Source organism: Halorubrum tropicale, assembly GCF_001280455.1.
Taxonomy (GTDB): Archaea; Halobacteriota; Halobacteria; order Halobacteriales; family Haloferacaceae; genus Halorubrum; species Halorubrum tropicale.
This window is the reverse complement of the sequence record NZ_LIST01000001.1, coordinates 216014-238796: the sequence shown is the minus strand read 5'-3', so window position 1 is coordinate 238796 and position 22783 is coordinate 216014. Positions and strand designations below refer to the sequence as shown.

The 22783-nt window shown below is 70.8% G+C and carries 17 protein-coding genes and 2 tRNA genes; 6 read left to right on the top strand and 13 right to left on the bottom strand.

Annotation, left to right across the window (positions count from 1 at the left end; translation table 11 throughout):
• Positions 1-13: 13 nt before the first annotated feature.
• Positions 14-1009 (bottom strand): phosphotransferase family protein, encoded by a 996-nt coding sequence (locus AMR74_RS01020; RefSeq protein WP_053770219.1) that lies wholly within the window; start codon positions 1007-1009, stop codon positions 14-16.
• Positions 1006-1725 carry an HAD family hydrolase gene (locus AMR74_RS01015; protein ID WP_053770218.1) on the bottom strand — a complete coding sequence of 240 codons (720 nt, stop codon included), beginning with the start codon at positions 1723-1725 and terminating at the stop codon, positions 1006-1008. Before AMR74_RS01015 ends, AMR74_RS01020 begins: the two co-directional genes overlap by 4 nt.
• 59 nt (positions 1726-1784) lie before the next feature.
• Here AMR74_RS01015 and AMR74_RS18925 point away from each other — a divergent pair, with 59 nt between their 5' ends.
• The 3 genes from AMR74_RS18925 (at position 1785) to AMR74_RS01005 (ending at position 8875) form a co-directional block, all read left to right on the top strand.
• Positions 1785-1955 (top strand): hypothetical protein, encoded by a 171-nt coding sequence (locus tag AMR74_RS18925; protein WP_167551884.1) that lies wholly within the window; start codon positions 1785-1787, stop codon positions 1953-1955.
• An 87-nt stretch (positions 1956-2042) separates the two neighbouring features.
• Entirely contained in the window at positions 2043-2336 is a 294-nt protein-coding gene (locus AMR74_RS01010) for a zinc ribbon domain-containing protein (protein ID WP_053770217.1), read from the top strand.
• 557 nt (positions 2337-2893) lie between these two features.
• Positions 2894-8875 carry a PGF-pre-PGF domain-containing protein gene (locus AMR74_RS01005; RefSeq protein ID WP_053770216.1) on the top strand — a complete coding sequence of 1994 codons (5982 nt, stop codon included), beginning with the start codon at positions 2894-2896 and terminating at the stop codon, positions 8873-8875.
• A 207-nt stretch (positions 8876-9082) separates the two neighbouring features.
• Here AMR74_RS01005 and AMR74_RS01000 read toward each other — a convergent pair.
• The 9 genes from AMR74_RS01000 to AMR74_RS00965 form a co-directional block, all read right to left on the bottom strand.
• Positions 9083-9156, bottom strand: a tRNA-Phe gene (locus tag AMR74_RS01000).
• A 189-nt stretch (positions 9157-9345) separates the two neighbouring features.
• A tRNA-Pro gene (locus AMR74_RS00995) sits at positions 9346-9416 on the bottom strand.
• 73 nt (positions 9417-9489) lie between these two features.
• Positions 9490-11544, bottom strand: coding sequence for a DEAD/DEAH box helicase (locus AMR74_RS00990; RefSeq protein WP_053770215.1), 2055 nt, complete (start codon positions 11542-11544; stop codon positions 9490-9492).
• Between the two features lie 138 nt (positions 11545-11682).
• Positions 11683-12213: a 50S ribosomal protein L16 gene (locus AMR74_RS00985; protein ID WP_053770214.1), complete on the bottom strand. Its 531-nt coding sequence runs from the start codon at positions 12211-12213 to the stop codon at positions 11683-11685.
• A gap of 128 nt (positions 12214-12341) precedes the next feature.
• Positions 12342-13094 (bottom strand): endonuclease NucS, encoded by a 753-nt coding sequence (nucS, locus tag AMR74_RS00980; RefSeq protein WP_053770213.1) that lies wholly within the window; start codon positions 13092-13094, stop codon positions 12342-12344.
• Positions 13095-13183: 89 nt separating this feature from the next.
• Positions 13184-13333, bottom strand: coding sequence for a hypothetical protein (locus AMR74_RS18920; RefSeq protein ID WP_017341828.1), 150 nt, complete (start codon positions 13331-13333; stop codon positions 13184-13186).
• Positions 13334-13406: 73 nt separating this feature from the next.
• Entirely contained in the window at positions 13407-14696 is a 1290-nt protein-coding gene (locus AMR74_RS00975) for an adenosylhomocysteinase (RefSeq protein WP_053770212.1), read from the bottom strand.
• Positions 14697-14819: 123 nt separating this feature from the next.
• The gene (locus AMR74_RS00970) at positions 14820-15998 is read right to left on the bottom strand and encodes a hypothetical protein (RefSeq protein ID WP_053770967.1); all 1179 of its coding nucleotides are present in this window, start codon (positions 15996-15998) and stop codon (positions 14820-14822) included.
• 567 nt (positions 15999-16565) lie between these two features.
• On the bottom strand, positions 16566-17885 hold the full coding sequence (locus AMR74_RS00965) for an amidohydrolase (RefSeq protein ID WP_053770211.1): 1320 nt from the start codon (positions 17883-17885) through the stop codon (positions 16566-16568).
• 108 nt (positions 17886-17993) lie between these two features.
• Here AMR74_RS00965 and AMR74_RS00960 point away from each other — a divergent pair, with 108 nt between their 5' ends.
• From AMR74_RS00960 to AMR74_RS00950, 3 genes are all read left to right on the top strand, one after another.
• Entirely contained in the window at positions 17994-19226 is a 1233-nt protein-coding gene (locus tag AMR74_RS00960; protein ID WP_053770210.1) for an LEA type 2 family protein, read from the top strand.
• 65 nt (positions 19227-19291) lie between these two features.
• A complete protein-coding gene (locus AMR74_RS00955; RefSeq protein WP_053770209.1) occupies positions 19292-19669 on the top strand; it encodes a dihydroneopterin aldolase family protein in 378 nt (125 codons plus the stop codon).
• Positions 19670-19737: 68 nt separating this feature from the next.
• A complete protein-coding gene (locus AMR74_RS00950; RefSeq protein WP_053770208.1) occupies positions 19738-20235 on the top strand; it encodes a hypothetical protein in 498 nt (165 codons plus the stop codon).
• A 64-nt stretch (positions 20236-20299) separates the two neighbouring features.
• Here AMR74_RS00950 and AMR74_RS00945 read toward each other — a convergent pair whose 3' ends face one another.
• Together AMR74_RS00945 and AMR74_RS00940 are read right to left on the bottom strand one after the other, a co-directional pair.
• Positions 20300-21664 carry an ABC transporter ATP-binding protein gene (locus AMR74_RS00945; protein ID WP_053770207.1) on the bottom strand — a complete coding sequence of 455 codons (1365 nt, stop codon included), beginning with the start codon at positions 21662-21664 and terminating at the stop codon, positions 20300-20302.
• Positions 21661-22782 carry an ABC transporter ATP-binding protein gene (locus tag AMR74_RS00940; RefSeq protein WP_053770206.1) on the bottom strand — a complete coding sequence of 374 codons (1122 nt, stop codon included), beginning with the start codon at positions 22780-22782 and terminating at the stop codon, positions 21661-21663. The genes AMR74_RS00945 and AMR74_RS00940 overlap by 4 nt, the downstream gene beginning before the upstream one ends.
• Position 22783 lies beyond the last annotated feature (1 nt).

The following is a 22783-nucleotide window of genomic DNA, read 5'->3' as shown; positions in this document are numbered from 1 at the left end:
TCCCTCCCCCCGCTCAGCCGTCGGTCCCGTCGAGCGCCCGGCGGAGCGCCGCGCGGTGGAACTCGACGGCCGCGTCGCGGTCGACCGGCGGGTACCGCGGGTTCGTCACCGCGCCCCCGCCGTCGACGACCGCGCTCGCGACGGCGGCCGCGCGGTGCGCGCGCTCGACCGCCGGCAGCGGGGCGACCGACTCGTACCCCTCGCGGAAGGCCCGGCGGAGCGGTCCGGTCTCGCCCGCGGGCACGTACCAGTCGACGACGAGGTGTTCCGCCTTGGCGACCGACACTCCGGGCGGGGCCGCGAGCGGCGCCTCCCAGTCGAGGACGGCCGTCACCGCGCCGTCCGCGACGAGGGCGTTCCCGGGGCGGAAGTCCCACGGGAAGAGGCGCGGGTCGCCGTCGGCCCCGATCGGCCCCCGGAGCGCGTCGCGGACCCGCTCCCGGAGGTCGTCGAAGTCGGCCGGCAGCCGCGCCGCGTGCCGCTCGCCGAACCGCCGCACCCACTCCGCGGCGTCGGCGGGGTCGCCGACGGACAGCGACGGGCCGTGCTCGGGGGCCGATTCCGCTCCCGTCGCTTCGTCGGCCGGGGACTCGTCGGCCGTCAGCCCCCCGCACCCGGAGAACCGGAACGCCTCGTGGAGCGTCGCGAGGAACCGACCGAAGGAGCGCGCGACCCCGCGCCGGTCGGTCGGGTCGAGGTCGACGAACGCCCCGTGGAGGTCGCGCCCCTCGATCAGCGGCGTGACCAGCCACCCGGTGCCGTCGACGACGCCGTCGCCGAGCGGTCGGGGGACGGGCACGTCGGTCCGCGCGTCGATCGCCGCCAGCAGCGCCGCCTCGGTCCTCGTCGCCCCCGGCGCCTCCGAGCACTGGACGACGACCGGCTGCTCGGCCGCGAACCGCACCACCTCCGTCCGCTTGCGGTTCCCCCGCTCCAACGACTCGACGCTCACGGGCGTCGCCCTCGGGCGCGTGGCCGCGAGGGCCCGCTCGCGGACGGCGTCGCTCACCCGTTCTCCTCCGTCCGGGTCGCCGCCTCGCCTCCCGTCCCGCCGTCCGCCGTCAGCAGCGCGGCCACCTCGTCCAGCGAGTCGACGACGTAGTCCGGGCGGTACGGGGCCGCCGCGTCGTCGGGGTCCCGCCGGAGCCACGCGGACCGGAGGCCGGCGTTGTGCGCGCCGGCGACGTCGTACGCCAGCGAGTTCCCGACGTACAGCATCTCTCGCCGCTCGACCGACAGCGTCGCCGCCAGCCGCTCGAACGGTTCCGCGTGGGGCTTCCGGCGCGGGAGGTCCCCGGCGTACACGATCGCGTCGACGCGGTCGGCCAACCCGAGCGCCTCCACCTTCGCCCGCTGGCGCGCCTCGGGACCGTTCGTGAGCACGCCCACGGGGCCCGCGTCCGCCGCGGCCGCCAGCGCGTCGGCGGCGCCCGGCAGGTACGCCACCCGCGACTCGTCCGCGACCGCCTCGAACGCCGCCGCGAGCGCGACGGGGTCCACGTCCCGGCCGTGCTGGGCCGCCAGCCGCGCGAACCCCGCGCCGAGGTACCCGACCCGGTCGTCGGGGTCCGGCGGCCCGTCGAGGAGGGGCCACAGCTCTGACGGCTCCCCGAACGGCTCGACGCCCGCCCGCTCGAACGCCCGTCGGTAGAGGGCGTCCACGTCGTGGTCGTGGCGGCACAGCGTGTCGTCGAGGTCGAACGCGACCGCCGCGAACCGGCTCATGGGAGGAGGTGGCGCCGCGCGGCGAAGTCGGTTTCGGCGACCGGCCCGTAGCCCCGACGATGACCGACTCCGAGGACACGTACGACTGCGAGACGTGCGGCGCGCGCGTCGCCGTCGCGGACGCCCGCCGCTCCGAACCGTTCGGCGACCTCGACCCAGAGACGTGGCAGACGCTGAACTGCCCGCACTGCGGGGACCGGCTCGCGACCGTCCTCGTCGGCGACGAGTGAGTCTCGGCCGAAGCCGCCCGGGTCGGCGCTCGTCACGTTCCGTGGTGACGCCCCACAATACCTACGTCTCCGGTTCGTAGCCGCCCCATGCTCGACGTCGGGACGGTCTACCTCGTCGCCGCCGGCGCGCTGCTGCTCGCCGCGCTCGCGGTCGGCCTCCGCGCCCTCGTCGGCGTCTTCCGCGAAGGCCGCGAGCGCAGCCGGAAGCGCCGGGAGGGCGAGCTCGAACGCTACACGATGGACCCGGTGTACGACCGCGAGCCGCCCGATTCGGACGGCGTCGCGGAGACGCCCTCGACCTGCCCCCAGTGCGGCGCGGACAACGACGCCGAGTTCACGTTCTGTCGCGAGTGCGCGGCGCCGCTCGGGCCTGACCCGTGACGTTGACGATTCCCGACTGACCGTTCTCAAAGTTATCAACTCTCGGAATCAGGGGCGAACTGTTTATTACCTGATCGGCGTTCGTTCCGAGGAACGGACCACGGCCGGCCGACTGCGGCGCACGCGCCGAATCACACCCCATGATACCTTCACAGCGGGCACGGACCGTGCTCGCGGTCTCGCTCGTTGCGGTCGTACTGGTGTCAGTAACAGTGTTCGCGGGCGTGGCCGTCGGTAGTATATATACGCTTGAAGTTGCTGAGGATTCGATACAGCCCGGAGAGGACCTAGCATTCGATGTTTATGACGACAACAATACTTCTGATGACGGAAATAAAATATTCGTCGTAATCGACGAAGACGATGATGAAGAGTTCGACCTTGGTGAGAGGAATATTTCTATTCCGAGTCTCGACGATCGTAGTCAAACTGGGACGTTTCCTGGTGCTGAAACCTCCGGACTAAACGGGACTTACACGCTTTTTTCAGTTGAAACTGACTCGCTCTCACCCGGGCAGAACTTATCCTCCGATACGTACGCAAACGAGGATCAAGTCATGATCGATGGGGTCACACCGTACGTCTCCGACGTCACCCTCACGAACCCCTCCGGACAGGACCTCAACGTCTCGTTCACCACGAACGAGCGGTTGAACGCGACGACCGTCGAACTCACCGGTGCCGAAACCGCGACGTTCGGACTCGGCGACTTCACCGAGACCAACGCCAGCGGCACGTACACGTACGATCTGACGTACGACGGGAGCTCGGACGGCGAGTACACCGTCGAGGTCACGTCCGCGGTCGACGCCGTCGGCAACGACGCCGGGACCAACCAGACGAGCGCCGAACTCGACGACTCCGCCTCCGTCGACACGGTCCCGCCGGGGATCGCCGGCGTCGAAGCCGAAGTCGGGAGCGACACCGTGAACGTGTCGTTCAACGAGAGCGTGAACGCCAGCGACGGCGGCGCGCTCTCGGCGTCGAACTTCACCTACGGGAACGTGGAATCTGGCGGGGCGACCGGCGTGGACGCGGTGTCTCACACGGTAGGAGCCGATACGGCCACGCTGACGCTCGACGCGAATGTGACCGCCACGGATCTCGGCAACGACACGGTCGCGGCGGCCGCCGGCGCGATCGCGGACGGCGCGGGGAACGACGCGCCGACCGCCGACCTCGCGCTTGCCGACACCCTCGACCCGAGCGCGCCGGTCGACGCGACGGCCGGCGTGATCAACGCGAGCAACGCGGGGGGCTACGACCTCACCGTCGACCTGCCCGACGATCACGAGGCCGGGACGGTCGCGGTGTCGCTGTCGAACGGCGGGATGGTCACCGAGAGCAAGGCCGTCGCCAGCGAGGACGACGGCGACGCGGACCCCGACACTATCGCGTTCACCGGACTGGACGTCTCGTCGCTCGCCGACGGCGCGGTGACCGTCGACGCGACGCTGACCGACGACGGCGGCAACGACGCGACGGGCGCGGGCCTCGCGTCGCCGACGAAGGACACCGACCTCCCGGGCGTCGCGGACGCGACGATCACGAACGCGACGATCGGCACCGAGGACGCCGGCGTCGCACAGACGGTGACCGTCGACTTCGACGAGGACGTCGACCAGGGCGCCGCGCCGAACGTGACGGTCCTCGGGTCGAACCTGAACCGGACCTACGACGTGACGGGGAGCTTCGACGACGCCCGAACGTGGACGGGGACCGTCACCATCGTCGACGACAACGAGGCGGCCACCGCCACGATCCGGGTGACGAACGCGACCGACCTCGCGGGGAACGTCCAGTCGCCGGACCCCGACGACTCGAACACCTTTCAGGTTGACACCCGCGGGCCGATCGCGCCCGTCGACACCGTCGCCGGGAACGTCACGGCGAGCAACGCCACGACCTACGCGGCGACCGTCGACCTCGTGAGCGGCTCGAACGCGGAGACGGTGGAGGTCCGCGTCTCAGACGGGACGACGAACGTGACGAAGACCGCCTCGACGGGCGGCAGCGACTCGGTCACCGTCTCGGGGATCGACGTCTCGTCGCTCGCGGACGGGCCACTCACGGTGACCTCGCGCGCGCTCGACGGCGGCTTCGAGAACGCCGAGGGGTTCGTCCAGCCCGTGACCGTGACGAAGGACACGGTCCGGCCGGGCGTGGCGTCGGTGTCGGTCGGCGACGGCACGGTCAACGCCAGCGACGCCGGGACCGCGCAGTCGGTGTCCGTCACGTTCAACCAGTCCGTCGACACGAGCGTCGCGCCGAACGTGACGGTCCTCGGGCTGAACCGGTCGTACGACGTGACGGGGAGCTTCACTGACAGCCAGACCTGGACGGGAAGCGTCACCGTCGCCGACGACGACGAGGAGGCGACCGCGACGGTCGAGGTCGCGGGTGTCGAAGACGCCGTCGGGAACTCGCAGACGCCGGACCCCGACCAGTCGGGCGCCGTCACCGTCGACACGCTGACGCCGACCGTCTCGGACTTCTCAGTCGTCCACGACGGGGACGGCACGGTCACGGTGTCGTTCGACAGCGACGAGGCGCTCCCGACGGCGTCCGTCGACCTCGACACGCCGACCGGGTCGACGACGCTTACCCCGACGACGGCTGACGGGAGCGCGCCCTACGCGTACACGGCGACGTACGACGGCGCGGACGGCGACTACACCGCGACGCTCGATGCGGCCGCGGACGCCGCCGGAAACGACGGCGCCGCCGGGGACAGCGACACCGCGACCGTGGACACGACCCCGCCGACGTTCTCGGCGGCGTCGCCGGCGGGCGCGACCGTCACGACCGACCGGCCGGAGATCTCCATCGAGGTGACCGACGCCACCCGTGGGGTGAACGCTTCCAGCGTCGCGGTGACGGTCGCGGACGCCGACGGCGGCGACGGCGCCGAGTTCGACGCCGCAACGAACGCGACGACCGGGATCTCCGTCGACGGCGCGACCCTCACGGTGAACACGACCGAGGCGGGCGTCTCGCTCGTCGACGGCGCCGTCGACGTGACCGTCTCGGCGGCCGACGACGCCGGCAACGGCGACCAGACCGCGTTCTCCTTCACCGTCGACACGACGCCGCCGCAGTTCTCGAACGCCGCGCCCGCCGACGAGACGGTGACCGACGACCGGTCGGTCGTCTCCGTGGACGTCGCCGACGCGACCGCGGGCGTCGACGCGTCGACGATCGAAGTCACGCTGTCGAACGACACCGACACGATCCTCGCCGGGGCCGGCACGAACACCGACGGCGTCGCCTTCGACGGGGTAACGCTGACCGTCGACCCCGCCGGATCGGGCGTGCCGACGCTCCCGAACGGCAGCATCGACGTGACCGTCGACGCCGCCGACGCCGCCGGCAACGCCGACCAGACCGCCTTCTCGTTCGCGCTCGACACCCCGCCGGTCGTCTCGGGCTTCTCCGCGAGCGACACCGGCACCTCCGAGCGCAACGTCAGCGTCTCGTTCTCCTCCTCCGACGAGCTCGACGCCGTGTCCGTCTCCGTCTCCGGCGCCGAGACGGCGACCCTCTCGCTCGCGGACTTCTCTGTCACGCCGAACGGCGACGGCTTCGACTACGACGCGACCTACGAGGGACGCACCGACGGGACGTATGACTTCACGCTCGACACCGCCGACGACGGCGTGACCGACGGCGCCGCCGGGCAGACCGCGTCCGTCCTCGTCGACGAGGCGGTCCCGGACGTGACCGTCGACGCGCCGAACGGCGGCGGCCTCTACCGCGGCGGCGAGACGGTGACGGTCGAGTGGGCCGCGACGGACAACGTCACTGTCACGGACGACGTGGTCGTGGAGTACTCGTCCGACGGCGGGGGGTCGTGGCAGCCGGTGGCGTCCGGCCGCGCGAACGACGGCGCCTACGACTGGACGGTTCCCGACGACGACACGACCGACGCGCTCGTTCGAGTGAGTGCGAGCGACAACAGCAGCAACACAGGGTCGGACGTGAGTGACGGGGCCTTCGAAGTGGACTCGACTCCGCCGACCGTCGAGTCGTTCTCGGTGTCGAACCCGAGCGGGCAGGCCGTCACGGTGGCCGTCGAGACCGACGAGGCGCTCGGCGCGCTGTCGGTCGACGTCTCGGGTGCCTCCACTAGGGCCCTCTCGCTGTCGAACTTCACCGAGACCGGCACCGGCCCGTACACGTACGAGGCGACGTTCAACGACGGCACCGAGGGCACCTACGACGCGACCCTCAACACCGCCGCGGACGCCGCCGGTAACGACGGCGCCGGCGGCGAGTCGGACTCCGTCGAGGTCGACACCGTGACGCCGACGATCTCCGACTTCTCGGCGTCGAACCCGAGCGGCCAGACGGTGAACGTGAGCTTCGACGCCAGCGAGCGGCTGTCGGCGACCGCCGTCGAGCTGGAGACGCCCTCCACGACGGAGACCCTCTCTTCGCTCTCGGAGACCGGGTCAGGACCGTACACCTACACCGCGACGTACGACGAGGGCGCCGACGGCGTCTACAACGCGACGCTCGTCACCGCGGACGACGGGCTCGGAAACGACGGTGCGGACGGACAGACCGCGGCGGTCGAGGTCGACACGACCCCGCCGACGCTGTCGAACCTCTCGGTGACGAACCCCTCGGGCCGACAGGTCCGAGTCCACTTCGACGCCGACGAGCCGATCGACACGGTCGCCGTGGAGTTCTCCGGGCCGGAGACCGCGAGCGTCAGCACGGACAACCCGACCGTCGTCGACGGGTCGTACGTCGTCGGCTACACCGGCAACACCGACGGCGAGTACACCGCGACGGTGACCGGCGCCGTCGACGCCTTCGGCAACGACGCGCCAGACCGCTCGGGAACGGTGAACGTCACGACGGCGACCCCGATCATCTCCGGGTTTGCGGCCTCGAACCCGAGCGGCCAGAACGTCACCGTCGCGTTCGGCAGCGACGAACCGCTGGCGAACGTCACCGTCGACATCTCCGGCGCGGAGTCGGCGACGCTGACCGAGGCGGCGTTCGCCACCAACGGGAACACCTACACGGCGACCTACGAGGGCTCCTCGAACGGCACCTACACCGCCGTCCTCCGAACCGCGGCGGACGCCGACGGCGACGACGGCGCGAGCGGCCAGACCAACAGCGTCACCGTCGGTCCGACCGACGCGGCGCCCGCCGGCCCGGCCGTCTCCGACTTCTCGGCGACGAGCCCCGCGGACCGGCGGCTCCGCGTCTCCTTCCGGAGCGACACCCCGCTCGCCGACGTCGGCGTCGCCGTCTCCGGCCCGGACGCGACGACGCTCACCCGCGAGGCGTTTACCGAGGCGAACGGGACGTACACGGCGACGGTCGCCGTCGACGCGGCCGGCGACTACACCGCGACGCTGTTCGAGGCTGCGGCCGGCGCCGGGGCGAACGGCGCCGACGGCCAGTCCGCCTCGGTCGCGGTGGCCGCGAGCGCGCGGCCGGTAGCCGGGGGCGGAGGCGGCCCGAGCGGGACGGCCGGCGGCGCGGCGAGCGGGGGCGACCGCGGGGCCGGCGGCGACCGCGAGCCGACGGTCTCCGTCGCGCCGACCGGACCGACGGCGGCCGCGGTGACCGTCGAGGACGCCGGCGTCGGCGCTCCGGTCGGGATCGACCTCCGGAACGCCACGGACGGCCCCGTCGCCGTCGCTGACCTCTCGGTCTCGGTCGACCGGCCGACCGACTACTCGCTGTCCGTCTCGTCGTCGCCGACGGCCGCCCCCGACGCGCCCGCCTTCGACGGCCGCGCGGTCGGGTACCTCACCGTCGAACACTCGATGCCTGACGACGCGGTGACCGGCGCGACCGTCCGCGTCCGCGTCGACGCAGACCGCTTCGCCGACGTGGCCGTCGACCCGCAGACGGCGGCCGTCTACCGCTACCACGACGGCGCGTGGCGCCGGCTCGAAACCGCGGTCGCGGCCTGCGATGACGGCTCGTACCTCCTGCGGGCGGAGACCCCGGGCTTCTCGACGTTCGCCGTCGGCACGGCGAGCGCCGACGCCCTCCGGATCGCGGGCGCGACCGCCGGCGCGTCGACCGCTGCGGTCGGCGAACCGATGACCGTCTCCGCGACGCTCGTGAACGACGCCGGCTGGCGCGTCGACGGCGCGTTCTCCGTCGTCGCGGGCGACGAGGTCGTTGCCACCCGGAGCGTCTCGGTGCCCCCCGGGTCGACGGTGACGACCGGCGTCACGGTCGCCTTCGACGAGCCCGGCGACTACCGGCTCACCGTCGGGAACACCACTGCCGGCACGCTCGCGGTCTCCGCCGGCGACGCGGCCAGCGGCGAGGCGGGAGACGACGGTTCGGAGGACGACGGCGAGGGCGCCGCCGACGACGGGACGGATGCGGAGTCGACGGCCGACTCCGGCGACGCGTCCGCCTCGGAGGGTAGCACCGCCGACGGTTCCGCACCCGCGAACGCCACCGGCTCGTCGGACGAGAGCGTGCCGGGCCTCGGGCTGCCGGCGACCCTCGCCGCGCTCGCCGGGGCCGCCGCGCTCGCCCGCCGTCGGTCGGCGTGACCCCGGGCTTACCGGTCTTCACCTGCAGGGACGGAGTCGATCCGATTTTCAGTCACGACTGACGAATGTGAATTGCGCCGAAAAGCCATGCCGCCTCCCCGATCTGAACTCCGGAAGACGTGCTCGCCTCGCTGCGCGCGACTTCCGTGCTCAAATCGTCCCGGCGTCGTTTTCTCGACGGTTCGCTCCGCTCACCGTCTCGAACTATGCCGCCTCCCCGATTTGAACGGGGGACAGCTCGATCTTCAGTCGAGTGCTCTCCCAGTCTGAGCTAAGGCGGCTCGCACTCGGACTAACGCCGATTCCGAACAAAAGGATTTCGAAAGACCGCAGTCGACCGATCGCGCGCCGCAGGAGTGGGACCGCCCGGATTCGAACCCCAGTCGCTCCGCTCACGTCGCTCGCTCCGCTCCCTGCTTCGAATCCGCTCCACGGCCGCGGCGCTTGCGGAGTCGCTCGCGCCGCAGGAGTGGGACCGCCCGGATTCGAACCGGGGTCACGGGCACCCAAGGCCCGGAGTATACCACTAACCCACGGTCCCGCGCCTATATCTACCCGCATCGGCCGCTAAAGGGTTTCGTTGCGCTCCGCGCCGCGGTCGACCGCGGCCGCCCTCACTCCTCGTCGTCGCGCAGTTCGAGGTCGGCGACGATGTCGTAGGGGTCGGTCCCCTTCCGGACCGCGTCGAGGATGAAGAACGCCTCGTCGGGCGCGAGGAAGTGCCTGGTGACGCCCCGACCGAGCGGCGTCGGCTCGAAGCCGTCGATGAACTCCCACTCCAACAGCTTTCCGAGCGCGTGCTTGGTGGGGACTTCGCCGATCATGCGGTCGTTGAGGCGCTTGGCCTTCTTGCCGGCGACGACGACGTTCGCGAGCGTCTCCTCGGCCGCGGCGGTCTCGTCGTAGTGGGTCGCCACGTCCTCCATCTCGCCTTTCAGGAGGGTGAACGCCACCTCGTCCTCGGTGCGGTCCATCGAGCCGTGGTAGACGCCGTCGGGCTCGACGAGGAGGTAGACGCGGCCGCGGTCGTGGTAGTCGGGGCGCCCGGCGCGCCCGAGCATCTGCGAGAACTCCTGCACGGAGAGCCACTCGATCCCCATCGCCAGCGAGTCGAAGATCACCTGCGAGGCCGGGAAGTCGACGCCGGCCGCCAGCGCCGCGGTGGTGACGACCGCGGAGAGGTCCTGGTTCCCGAACTGGCGTTCTACCTTCTTCCGACGCCCGTAGTCGAGGCCGGCGTGGTACGGCGCGGAGTCGTACCGCAGCTTCCGGCTGATCTCGTGGCAGCGCCGCCGCGAGTTCGTGAAGATGATCGTCTGCCCGCGGTACCCCTTCGAGGACTTCGTGTCGAACTCGCGTTTCACGAGTTTGTCGGCGATCTGCGCCTTCTCGCGGCCGTCCGCGAACGTGACGTGGCGCTCGATGGGGACGGGCCGCTCCTCGTACTCGATCAGTGTCGCCCGCAGTTTCTCCGCGAGCCACTCGGGGTTCCCGACGGTCGCCGAGAGGTAGACGAACTGCGTGCCGTCGTATCCCGAACGCGTCCGCATCCGCTCTTCGCTGTAGTACTTCAGCCGCGAGATGAGCCCGTCGAGCCGGTGGCCGCGCTCGCCCTCCTTCAGCGTGTGGACCTCGTCGATGACGACCGTGCCCACGTCGCCGAGGTCCTTCCCCGTTCGGAGCGCGTGGTCGATTCCCTCGTAGGTGCCGACGATCACGTCCGCGTTCGGGTCGAAGCGGTTGCCGTCGTCGTTCACCCGCGAGGAGCCGACGCGGATCGACACGTCGAGCAGGTCGCCGTAGCGGTCCTCGAAGTCCTCGTGCTTCTGGTTCGCGAGCGCGACGAGCGGCACCAGGAAGAGCAGCTTCCCGTCGCCCTTCAGCGCGCGGTCGACCCCGGTCAGCTCGCCGACGAGGGTCTTCCCCGTCGCGGTCGCGCTCACGACCAGCTGGTCGTCGCCGTCCAAGAGCCCGTTCCGCACCGAGAGGCTCTGGACCGGAAGCAGCTCCTCGAACCGGCCCTGGAGGTGCGCGGAGAGGTCCGGATGGAGGGCTAAGTCCTCGGTCCGCACCGGCGAGACGTCGTCGACGTTCGCCGAGACCTCGTCGTACTTCGTGAGGTCGGGGTCGAGCCCGCCCTGAAGCAGGCTCACGATCCGGTCTAAGTCGCCCGACTCGTACAGCAGCTCCTCTAAGCGCTCCTCGGCCGCACCCGTGAACTCGCCTTTGTACGACAGCTCCCGCTCTAGCTCTCGGCGGGCACAGTCCCGGCAGATCAGCTCGCCGTTGTGTTCGATCGCGTCCTCGCTCGTGATCGGTCCGTACCGCCCGTCGCTCGCGCAGCGCCGGCAGGTCCGGACCGCCGTCGCCTCCAGCTGGTAGCCGTCCAGCATCTCCTTCAGCCGCGCCCGGTTCTCGGGCGTGGTCTGCTCGGAGATGCGGATCCGGCCGGCCGCCCGCGCGAGGTCGACGAACTCGTCCGGCTGGCGGGGGTGGTCCTCGCCGTCGCGGATCACTCGGAACTTCCCCGGGCGGGGGCCCGCGGAGGTCTCCTTGAGTTCGAGCCGCCCCCGGAGCACGCGCTTGCCGTCGCGGTTCGCGACCACGGTGTAGTCGCTCCGCGACTCGTGGAGGAACAGCGTCTCGACCTCGGCCAGCTGCTGTGACACTGCCGTGCGGTACGCGAGCGAGGTATTTCAGGAGTTCGGCTCGCCGCGCGGCGCCCCGGACGGCTGCGCAGTCCCGCGGCTACGTCACGCGAACGCGCGGAGAAGAACCCGCCTCACGGACGGGGCGGTCGGGGGTCGTTACGAGACGAGGAGCTTCTCGCCGCGGTCGACCGTGATCCGGCACGGCGGCGAGAGCTTGTTGTACGCGCGGCGGAACGCCTCCTTCACGACGGGCGCCTGGTCGACGTCGCAGTACGCGGTGAAGATCACGTCGTCCTTGTCGAGCCGCGCGGCGGTGCCGACCGGCTTCCCGAACGCCTGGCGCATGCCGTCGGAGACGCGGTCCGCGCCGGCGCCGGTCGCCTGCTTGTTCTCCCGGATGACCTGGTGGGGGAACTTGCGGAGGGTCATCTTGTAGTTGCCCTCGCCGAGCTCCTTGATCAGGTGGCGGTTCGCCGACAGGCGCGCGCTCTCGAGCGAGCCGTGTCGGACCTGGAGCTCCTCCTCGACGCGGAGGCTGATCTGGACGGGGTAGTCGTCCGGCTCCGCGGAGAGGTCGCCCATGTTGTGCTGGGCGATCTTCGAGCCGGGGATGCCCGTGATGTACTCGCGGCGGGTGTACGACGGCTTGTCGATCGTCCGATACATGGAGGCGGGTTTGTCAGACATGGCTACTTGTCCGAAGTAGCCCTCGCTGCGGCGATAAACCCTTCGATAGCGAGGCGTCCTCGTCGGCTCCGCGGGCGTCAGCGCCGCCGTTCGGCCCGATCGCGTCCCGCGTTGGCACGCCGCTCGGCTCACTCCTCGGGCGTCGGTTCGAGCGCGACGTGGTCGAACCCGCGGTCCGCGAGCCGCTCCGCGGCCCGGTCGGTGACCGACGGCGCGACCAGGATGCCGCGGACCGCGGGGGAGTCGTCGTCGGCCTCGCCCGCGTCGCCGACGCCCAGTTCCTCGCGGAGCGCCCGCACGTACCGCGCCAGCTGTCCCACGGCGTCCGGGCCGACCCGGCGGCGCTTCAGCTCGACGACGACCGGCGTCCCGTCGGCGTCGACGCCGAAGACGTCCATCGGCCCGGCGCTGGAGGGGCGCTCGGTCTCGCGGGGCTCGAACCCGGGTTCGACGAGCTCGGGGCGCTCTACGATCCGGGTTCGGAGGTCCTCCTCGCTGCCGTGGAGGGTGAGGTCGCGCCCGCCCGTGACGGCCATCGCCGAGAGCTGGTGAACGTCCGAAAAGCGGACCGTCAGGGTCTCGTCGGGGTTGCTCCTGGTCGAGCGCACCCGGAGCCGCCCCTCTCGGACCGCGGCGTGGTGTTCCGACCCCGGCGGCTGCCAGTTGACCGGCTGGCGCCCCTCGTCGGTGTGGACGAGGGCGGCGCCGTCGGGCTTCAACACGAGCAGCCGGTCGCCGGCGCCGAGGTCAGAGGCCGCGCGTCCCTCGTAGGAGACCGTACAGCGGCCGAACAGGCTGACGAGGTCCCCGCGTCCGAAGGCGTCCTCCAGCTCCCAGAGGGCCTCGCGGTGGCTCGGGTCGTGGACGCTCGTGACTGTCACTGGTGCGTCGTAGGCGGTTCCGAGTGAAAAAGGGCGCGCGCCGGGGGCCGTAGCCGCTCGGTCGGGACCGTCAGCGCGTCCGCTCCCTCTCAGTCGCCGCGCCGCGAGACGACGATACCGGCGACGAAGAGGACGACGCCGAGCGCGAAGGCGGCGATCCGAAGCGTCGTGTCCGAGACGAGGATTCCGGCCAGCACCGAGACGCCGAATCCGGCGTGTAACACCGCGGTGAGGTTCATGGGATCGGTACGGTCGGGCGGCACAAAAACGGGTCGAAGGCGGCTGGGCGGCCGCCGGGCGTCCCGCGCCGTCTCAGGTCCCGTGTTCCCAGCTGCCCATGTACTCGCGCTGCTCGTCGGTGAGGTCGTCGTACTCGACCCCCTCGGCGGCCAGCTTGATGTCCGCGACCTCGCGGTCGAGCTCGTCGGGCACGTCGTGGACGCCGGCGTCGTACGCGTCGCCGTTCGCTGCCAGCTCGCGCACGACGACCGCCTGAACGCCGAAGCTCTGGTCCATCACCTCGACCGGGTGGCCGAGGGCGATGGGCGCGGCGAGGTTGACCAGCCGCCCCTCCGCGATGACGTTCAGGACGCGGCCGTCCTCCATCTCGAACCCCTCGACGCCGTCGCGGACCTCGTAACGGTCGACGGCGAGGTCGGCGAGGTCGCCGAGGTTCACCTCGACGTCGAAGTGGCCGGCGTTCGCGAGGAGGACGCCGTCGCTCATCTCTTCGAAGTGCTCGCGGGTGATCACGTCGCGGTTGCCCGTCGTCGTGATGAACACGTCGCCCTTCTTCGCGGCCTCCGCCATGGGGAGCACCTCGTACCCCTCCATGTGCGCTTCGAGCGCCTTCCGGGGGTCGACCTCGCAGACGATGACGTTCGCGTTCTGTCCGGCGGCCTTCTTGGCGACGCCCTTGCCGCACTGGCCGTAGCCGCCGACGACGACGTCCTTCCCGGCCCACGAGAGGTTCGTCGTCATCGCGATGGTCGCGAGCGACGACTCGCCCGTGCCGTGGACGTTGTCGAACAGCTGTTTCATCGGCGTGTCGTTCACGGCGAAGACGGGGTAGTGGAGCTCGCCGTCGGCGTCCATCGCGCGCAGGCGGTCGACGCCCGTGGTCGTCTCCTCGGCGCCGCCGACGATGGAGTCGATCAGGTCGGGGTACTCCTCGTGGACGAGCTTCACCATGTCCATCCCGTCGTCGACGGTGATGGTCGGCTCGTGGGCGATGCAGGCGTGCATCGCGTCGTAGTACTCGTCGTCGTCCACGCCGCGCACGGCGTAGGAGGTGATCGACTCGTGGGCGTCGAGCGCGGCCGACACGTCGTCGTGCGTCGAGAGGGGGTTACAGCCGGTGATCGCGACCTCGGCGCCGCCCTCTGCGAGCAGTTCGACGAGGTTCGCCGTCTTCGCCTCTACGTGCATCGCCATCGCGATCGTCTCGCCCGCGAGCGGCTGCTCGTCGACGAACTCCTCGCGGAGGGCGTTCAATATCGGCATGTGCTGGAGCGCCCAGTCCATCTTCCGGCGCCCCTCCTCTCGGGCCGTATCGACGTCCGAGAGGTGCTGTGACACCGGCGGATACGCGGTCTCGCTCATACCGATCGCTTCGCTCACGGCGCACTAAACCCTGCCGACACCGGACCGAGACCGCGAAAAGAATCCCGCGTCGTCCGAAGGAGGGCCGGGTCAGGCCGTCAGTTCGCCGCTCGGTTCGAGCCGTCAGTTACCGCCGGGGCCGCCGGCGTGGTCCGGCGGACCGCCGTCGTCGCCTTCGTCGTCATCCGCTTCCTCTTCGTCGTCCTCCTCGTCCTCGTCGTCTTCTTCGGCCTCATTTTCCTCTGCGTCGTCTTCCTCGGCCTCATTTTCCTCTGCGTCGTCTTCTTCGGTCTCGTCCTCGTCCGCGTCGTCTTCCTCGGCCTCATTTTCCTCTGCGTCGTCTTCTTCGGTCTCGTCCTCGCCCGCGTCGTCTTCCTCAGTCTCGTCCGCGTCGTCGTCATCGTCGTCGCCGTTCCCGGCGTGGTCCGGCGGGCCGCCCTGACCGTTGCCGACGCCCTCGGGCGCGTTGCCGTTGCCGGGCGCGTCGGTCTCGTTGTCGGCCTCGTCGTCATCGTCGTCCGCCTCGTCGGGGCCGCCGGGGCCGCCGGCGTGGTCCGGCGCGTTACCGGGGTTGTTCTCCGTCACGAAGTCCGAGACGGCGCCGCCGATGCCGCCCTCCCGGTCTTCGAGCCCCTCGATGAACTCCCGGACGAGCTGGCCGAACGGCGTTCCCGCTTCGGACTCGTCGTCCTCCTCTTCGACGGTCAGATCGACCGTCCCGGAGACGCTCTCGTTCTCGTACTCGGCCGTGACGTTCACCGTCACGTCCTCCTCGGCGGCAGGGAGTCCGACGGTGCCGTTCTCGTCGGTCTCGTACTCGCCCGTCCCCGCGTACGAGGCGTTCTCGTCCGCGTCGTCTGCGAGCGCGACGACGACCGAAGCGTTCGCGACCGGCTCGTCGTCGTTCGTCACCGTGACGACGGGCTCGCCGTCGGTGTCGTCGACCTCCAGTTCGAGGCCGTCGGGCGCCTCGAGGTCGACCGTCGCCGAGGCGGTGTCGTTACCCGAGCCGGCCGTCACCTCGACGGTCACGTCCTCCTCGGCGGCGGGGAGTTCGACGGTGCCGTTCGCGTCCGTCTCGTACTCGCCCGCTCCCGCGTACGACTCGTTCTCCTCGTCGACCACCTCGACGAGGACCGTCGCGTTCTCGACCGCGGTGCCGTTCTCCGTCACCGTGGCCGTCGGTTCGCCGTCCGCGTCGTCGACCGCCACTTCGAGGTGGCCGTCGGCGGCCGCGACGCCGGTCATCGCGCCGAGCGTGACGACCGCGATCAGTAGGATGGCTGTCGTGCGTTCGCTCATGTCCACTCGGGTCCATCCCCTGTTCACACATAAAGAGCGAACTCCCTTAACGCGGTTTAATTCGGTTTGTATTCGGCTTAACGGCGCTGTACCGTTTGTTTCGGGTGATCGGGGAGTCGGGAGCCGGTTTCGGGCGCGATCGGACCGTTTCGGGCCCGGACGCGCGTCGGTCGCCGCTCGTGCGCGATACGATTACGCAGTCGCGTCCAGAGGGAGTGTCACGATAACCACGACCGAATCCCTAGCTGTTCTCTTATAAACAACGCATAATCGGTCGGCAGCGAAAACCTCCAAAGCCCCAGCCGTGAGGGCGGCGCACGCTCGTTGCGCTCCTCGCTCGTTCGCTCCGCTCACTCGCTGCGGTGCTCACGTCGCCTGCGCCGCCCTCACGGCTGCCCCTTTGAGCCCCACCCGACAGCATCGCACCCGCGCCTCACGCCTCCCCAGCCTCGTCGCTCACTTCGTTCGCGACTCCCTCGCGCGTGCTGTCTCGCGGCCGCCGTCGGCGGCCGCTCGAAGGCGCGCGCCACCGTCTCCGTGTCGTTCTCGCGCGGGTGTTCGCCCGTTTCAGTTCCCCTCGACCCGGTCGACGAGGCCGTTCGCGGCGGCCGCGGCGCGCTCTTGGACCGCGTCGGCGTCCAGCGTCAGCACCTCGCGGTCGCGCATGAGGACCTCGCCGTCGCAGACCGTGTGGCGCACGTCGCTCCCGCGGGCCGCGTACGCGAGGTGCGAGACGGGGTCGTGGACCGGCGTCAGGTGCGGGGCGTCGAGGTCGACCACCGCGAGGTCGGCCGCGGCGCCCGCCTCGATCCGACCGCCCGGGAGGCCCAAGGCGTCCGCGCCGCCGGCCGTCGCCATCTCCACGACCGCCGCCGCGGGGACCGCGCTCGCGTCGTCCGCGGCCAGCTTCCCGAGCATCGCGGCGTCGCGCATCTCGTCGAACACGTCCAGGTCGTTGTTCGAGGCCGCCCCGTCCGTGCCGAGCGCGACCGTCACGCCCGCCTCGCGCAGGCGCCGGACCGGCGCCATCCCGCTCGCGAGCTTCATGTTCGAGGCCGGGCAGTGGACCACCGCGGTCCCCGCCTCGGCGAGCCGGTCGATCTCCGAGCCGTCGACGTGGACGCCGTGCGCGAAAAAGTCGTCCGGGCCGAGCGCGTCGAGGTCGTCGGCGTACGCGATCGGTCGCTGCCCGCGCTCGTCGACGATGGGGTCCACCTCGTCCGTCGTCTCGTTCGCGTGGAGGTGGACGGGGACCCCCGCCGCCCTGGCCTCGGCGACCCCCTCGCGGAGGAACTCCTCGCCGACCGTCGTCAGCGAGTGCGGCATGAACGCGGTGCGGATCCGCCCGTCCGCGGCGCCGTCAAGGTCACGGGCGACCGCGAGGCTCTCCGCGACGTCCGCGCGTGCGTCCGCGTCGTTTTTCCCAACGGTCACGACGCCGTGGCCGAGCCGCGCGCGCAGCCCCGCGCGGTCGACGACGTCGGCGACGCGGTCCATCGCGAAGTACATGTCCGCGAACGCGGTCGTGCCCGACCGGATCATCTCTAGGACGCCCAGCTCGGCGCCCGCCTCGATGTCGTCGGGCGTCAGTTCGGCCTCCGCCGGCCAGATGTCCTCGCGGAGCCACGGGTCGAGCGGCTTGTCGTCCGCGTACCCGCGGAGCAGCGTCATCGCGACGTGCGTGTGCGCGTTGACGAGCCCCGGCATCACCAGCGACCCCGACGCGTCGAGCGTCTCGGCGGCCGCCCCGCCGAGCGCCTCGTCCACCTCGTCCGGCGGCCCCACGGCCCGGACCGTTCCCTCGTCGCGGTCGACCGCGACGTCCGCCCGCTCGACCCGGCCGTCCGGCCGGAGCACTCGTCCGCCGGTGACGCGGAGGTAGTTCATGTCCGCCCGTTCCGCCCGCCGCACCAAACGCCTTCGGTTCGCCTCCCCGCCCGCCGACTCCCGCCCCCCGAGCGACACGCCTTTATCCGCCGATCGAAACGCACTCGTATGGCTCTGAACGGCCTCGTCTCGGCGCTCACCGCTGGCAAGTTGCGGGTCGCGCTCGTCGGACTGCTCGTCGTCGCCGCCGCCGTCGGCGGGGCGTTCGCGCTCGGCGTCCTCGGCGTCCCCAGCGTCGCCGCCGTGAACAACTCCTTCGGCGACGTGACGACCGAGACGACGGTCGTCGAGACCGACCTCGTCGTCTCGAACCCGAACCCGGTCGGCGTCGGCCTCGACGGCGTCTCGGTCAACTACACCGTCTCGATGAACGACGTCGAGATGGCGCGCGGCGGCCGCGAGGGGATCGGCGTCGCGTCCGGCAACTCCTCGATCGCCTTCGAGACGGCCCTCGCGAACGACGCGATCCCGCCGTGGTGGACCAGCCACGTCCGGAACGGCGAGCGGACGACGGTCGCGATCGACGCGACGGTCACCTCCGACCTCCTCGGCCGGAGCGCGGACCTCACCCGCACCCGCGAGATCGAGACTGACCTCATCGGCGCGTTCGCGTCCGAGGAGACGCGCCCGGTGAACGCCGACGCGCCGCTCGTGGACGACCCGGTCCTCTACGTCAACGAGACGCGCGGCCGCTGGGGAACGGTAAGCGAGGCCGAGACGCCGATCGAGATGGAGTTCGACGTCTACAACCCCAACCTCGAACCGTACGTCGTCACCGAGATCGGCTACGACGTGACGATGAACGGCGTCGCGATGGGCTCCGGGTCGACCGAGGAGGAGTACGTCATCCCCTCGCACGGCTCCGAGACGGTCGAACTCACGGCCGCGCTCCGCAACGAGCGCCTCGACGAGTGGTGGGTGACCCACCTCGACGAGTCCGTCAACGGCCACCAGGTGAGCGACCTCCGGATCGAGTTCTACGCGGTGGTCGAGCTCCCGACCGGCGAGGAGTTCACCGTCCCGCTGGACGCGCTGACGTACGAGGAGACGATCGAGACGGACATCTTCGACGAGGGGCTCCATCGCGGAGACGGAACGAGCGCCGACCGCTCGTCCGGTGACGACGGCTCCGACGACGGGGGAACCGCGACCGATGGCGACGAGACGGCGAGCGACGACGGGACGACCGATGACGGCGACAACACTACCGACGGGAGCGGAGACACGAGCGGCGACGACACGACCGACGGCGGTTCCGGCGACGGCACGAGCGGGGACAACACCAGCGACGACGGGTCCGGGGACGACGACGGCCTGCTCCCGCTGAGCGCCGACGGATAGCCGCGCGCCCGACCCGCGTCGGCCGCCGTCCGAACCTTCTTGCCCGCTCGCGGCCGCGTTCCGCCATGGCAACCGACGCCCAGCAGGCGTGTTTCGAGGCGGGGATCAAGTTCGGCTCGCTGTACCACCAGTTCGCCGGGACGCCCGTCAGCACGTCCAGCACGCGGAGCTTGGAGGCCGCGATGGCGGAAGCGATCGAGAACCAGCCGTTCTGTGAGGCGGTCGACGTGACGGTCCACGACGACCGCGTCGCCGACGCCGTCGACCACGAGAACGGCTACACCGAACTCACCGGCTCGCTGATGGACGTGGAGATGCGGATCGAGTACGCGGGCGTCACCGTCCGCACCCGGATGGAAATGGAGGACGGCTACCCCCTGATGAAACTGGTCGACGTGGTCGACGGCGGCGAGTCGTCGGAGTCCGCGGACCCGAACGCTTAGTACCGCGACGCGCCTACCGCGACCCGAACGCCGCCGGCATCGCCGGGTTCCCGCCTTCAGAGACGCACATGGTCGACAGACGACACGACAGCCAGTCGGACCGGACCGGCTTCGACGAGACGAAGAACTACCTCTCCGAAGCCATCGGCCGCGTCGTGCCGCGGTCGGTGGCGCGGCGAGCGATCGAGGTGACGGTCAGCACCGACGCCGCCGAGTATGCGCCCGACGAGCCGGTCGCGATCACCGTCGCGATCCGCAACCGCCTCCCGGTCCCGGTCGAGGTCCCCACGTCGACCGGCCGCCTGTGGGGGTGGGCGGTCGACGGCGTCGTCGAGGCCACCGACGAGCGGCGCTACGTCCGCGGTGAGGGCTCGTCGCTGTCGCTCCGGGCCGGCGAGACGAAGCGCGCGACGGCCACGTGGAACGGTCGGTTCCGCCGCACCGACGACGACGGGCTCGACCGGTCCGTCCGGGCCGAGCGCGGGGACCACACGGTTTCCGTGTTCGTACCGGTCCCGGGCGCCGACGAGCGCCACGAGGACGCCACGCAGATCCGGATCCGATAGCCCGGCGACTCGCGCTCCCGAAAGAAGATTCCCTCCCGGAGCGGCCGGCGAAGACCGCCGGCGCTCAGTCGTCCGCTTCGGGCGCTTCCGCGCCGCGGGGAGCCGTGACGTCCGCCGCGGCCTCGTCCACGGCGCTCGCGAGCGCCTCGTCGCGACGCAGGTGACACGCCGCGTAGTGACGGCCGTCGGTGAGGTCGGACGGCACCTCGTAGGCCGGCGTCGTCGTCGCGCAGACGCTCCGGTCCGCGAACCGTTCGACGAGGAGCCGCTCGGCCTCGTCGAACTCGTCGCGCTCGATGTGCCCGAGCGCCTCGTCGAGCAGGGTGCCGGCCTCGCCGCTCGGCGCCGCGTCCGCGAAGTACCGCGACCGGAGCGCGTCGGGGTCGGTCTCCTCGAACTCCCGGCGGTCGACCGCCCGCTGGAACGCTATGACGTTCCGCCAGGCGTCGTCGCTCATGTCGTACTCGTCCGGCTGGATCACCTCCGGGCACCGCGTCCGGAACCGGCAGCCGGAGGGCGGGTCGATCGGCGACGGCACGTCGCCGGACAGCAGCGCCGTCCGCCCGCCGCTCCGGGGGTCCGGGACGGGGATGGCGTCCAGCAGCGCCCGGGTGTACGGGTGCTTCGGGTTCTCGAACAGCTCCTCTTTGTCGGCCAGCTCGACGATGTTCCCGAGGTACATCACCGCCACGCGGTCGGAGATGTGGCGGATGACGCTCAGGTCGTGCGCGATGAACAGGTACGTGAGGTCGAACTCCGCTTGGAGCTCCTCCATCGTGTTGAGCACCTGCGCCTGGATCGACACGTCGAGCGCCGACACTGGCTCGTCGCAGACGATGAAGTCCGGATTCACCGACAGCGCCCGCGCGAGGTTCACGCGCTGGCGCTGCCCGCCGGAGAACGCGTGCGGGTACCGGTTGTAGTGTTGCGGGTCGAGCCCGACCTTCTCTAACAGCTCCTTGGCGCGGGCCTCCCGCCCCTCCTCGTCGAGCATGTCGTGGGCCTTCATCGGCTCCTCGACGATGGGGCCGACCTTCATCCGGGGGTCGAGCGACGACTGCGGGTCCTGGAAGATCATCTGCATGTCCTTCCGCATCCGCCGCAGCGGCTCGCCGGACAGCTCGGCGAGGTCCTCGCCCTGGAAGTAGACGCTCCCGCTCGTCGGTTCGAGCAGCCGGAGGACGGTGCGCGCCAGCGTCGACTTCCCGCAGCCGGACTCGCCGACGAGCCCGAGGGTCTCCCCCTCCTTGATGTCGAAGCTCACGCCGTCGACGGCGCGCACGTCGGAGGTCGACCGCGAGACGTACGGGAACTCGTCGTCGAGCTCGACGCCGGCCAGCAGGCCGCTCTCGTTGTCGAAGTACTTGCAGAGGTCGCGGACCTGTAACAGCGCCTCGGGGTCGGACTCCGGCGGGCCGACTCGGCTCATTCCGCCTCACCCCCGGTCTCGGTGAGGCCGGCGGAGAACCCGCCGGTGGCCTCCGTCTCGATCGCCGGGCTCTCGTCGTAGCCGACCTCGAACGCGTCGTGTTTCACGCACGCCGCGGTGTGGGGCGGCTCGCCCGCCTCGCTCAGGTCCCGCGGCTCGGGGTGGACCTCGCGGCACACCTCCCTGGCCTCGGGACACCGCGAGTGGAACCGACAGCCCGAGGGCGGATCGATCGCCTCCGGCATCACCCCCTGGATCGGCCTGAGCTCGTCGACCGTCCGGTCGGGCCGCGGCATCGAGTCGAGCAGCGCCGAGGTGTACGGGTGTTTCGTGTCGTAGAACAGGTCGTCCACCTCCGCCTGCTCGATGATCTCGCCGAGGTACATCACGTTCACCCGGTCGCAGATCTCCGCGACGACGCTCATGTCGTGGGTGACCCAGATGAACGAGGTGTCGTACTTCTCCTGGAGCTCCTTGACCATCTCCAGGATCTCGCCTTCGACCGTCACGTCGAGCGCGGTCGTCGGCTCGTCGGCGATGATCAGGTCGGGCTGGCAGGCCAGCGCCATCGCGATCAGCACGCGCTGTCGCATCCCGCCGGAGAACTGGTGGGGGTACTCGTCGTACCGGGACTCCGGCGCCGGGATCCCCACCTCTCTGAGCATGTCGATCGCCTCCGCTTTCGCCTCCTGTGCCCCGAGGTCGCGGTTGATCTCGATGAACTCCCGGAGCTGTCCCCCGACGGTGAACACGGGGTTCAGCGACTCCATCGGGTCCTGGAAGATGATCGCGATCTCGCGGCCGCGGATCCGCTTCCGCATCTCCTCTTCGGTGAGCATCTCGTCGCGCGGGCGCAACTCGCCGCCGTCGCCCTCTTCGAGGCCGAAGATCGTCTCGCCTTTGAACTCGATCTCGCCGCCGACGATCTCGCCGGGGCTGTCCACGAGCCGGAGGATACTGGAGGTCGCGACTGACTTGCCCGCGCCCGACTCGCCGACGAGCCCGACGATCTCCCCCTCGTTGACGTCGAAGGAGATGCCGTCGACGGCGCGGACCGTCCCGTCTTCGGTGAAGAACTGTGTCTTGAGATCGCGTACGCTGAGTAGTGGTTCGCTCATA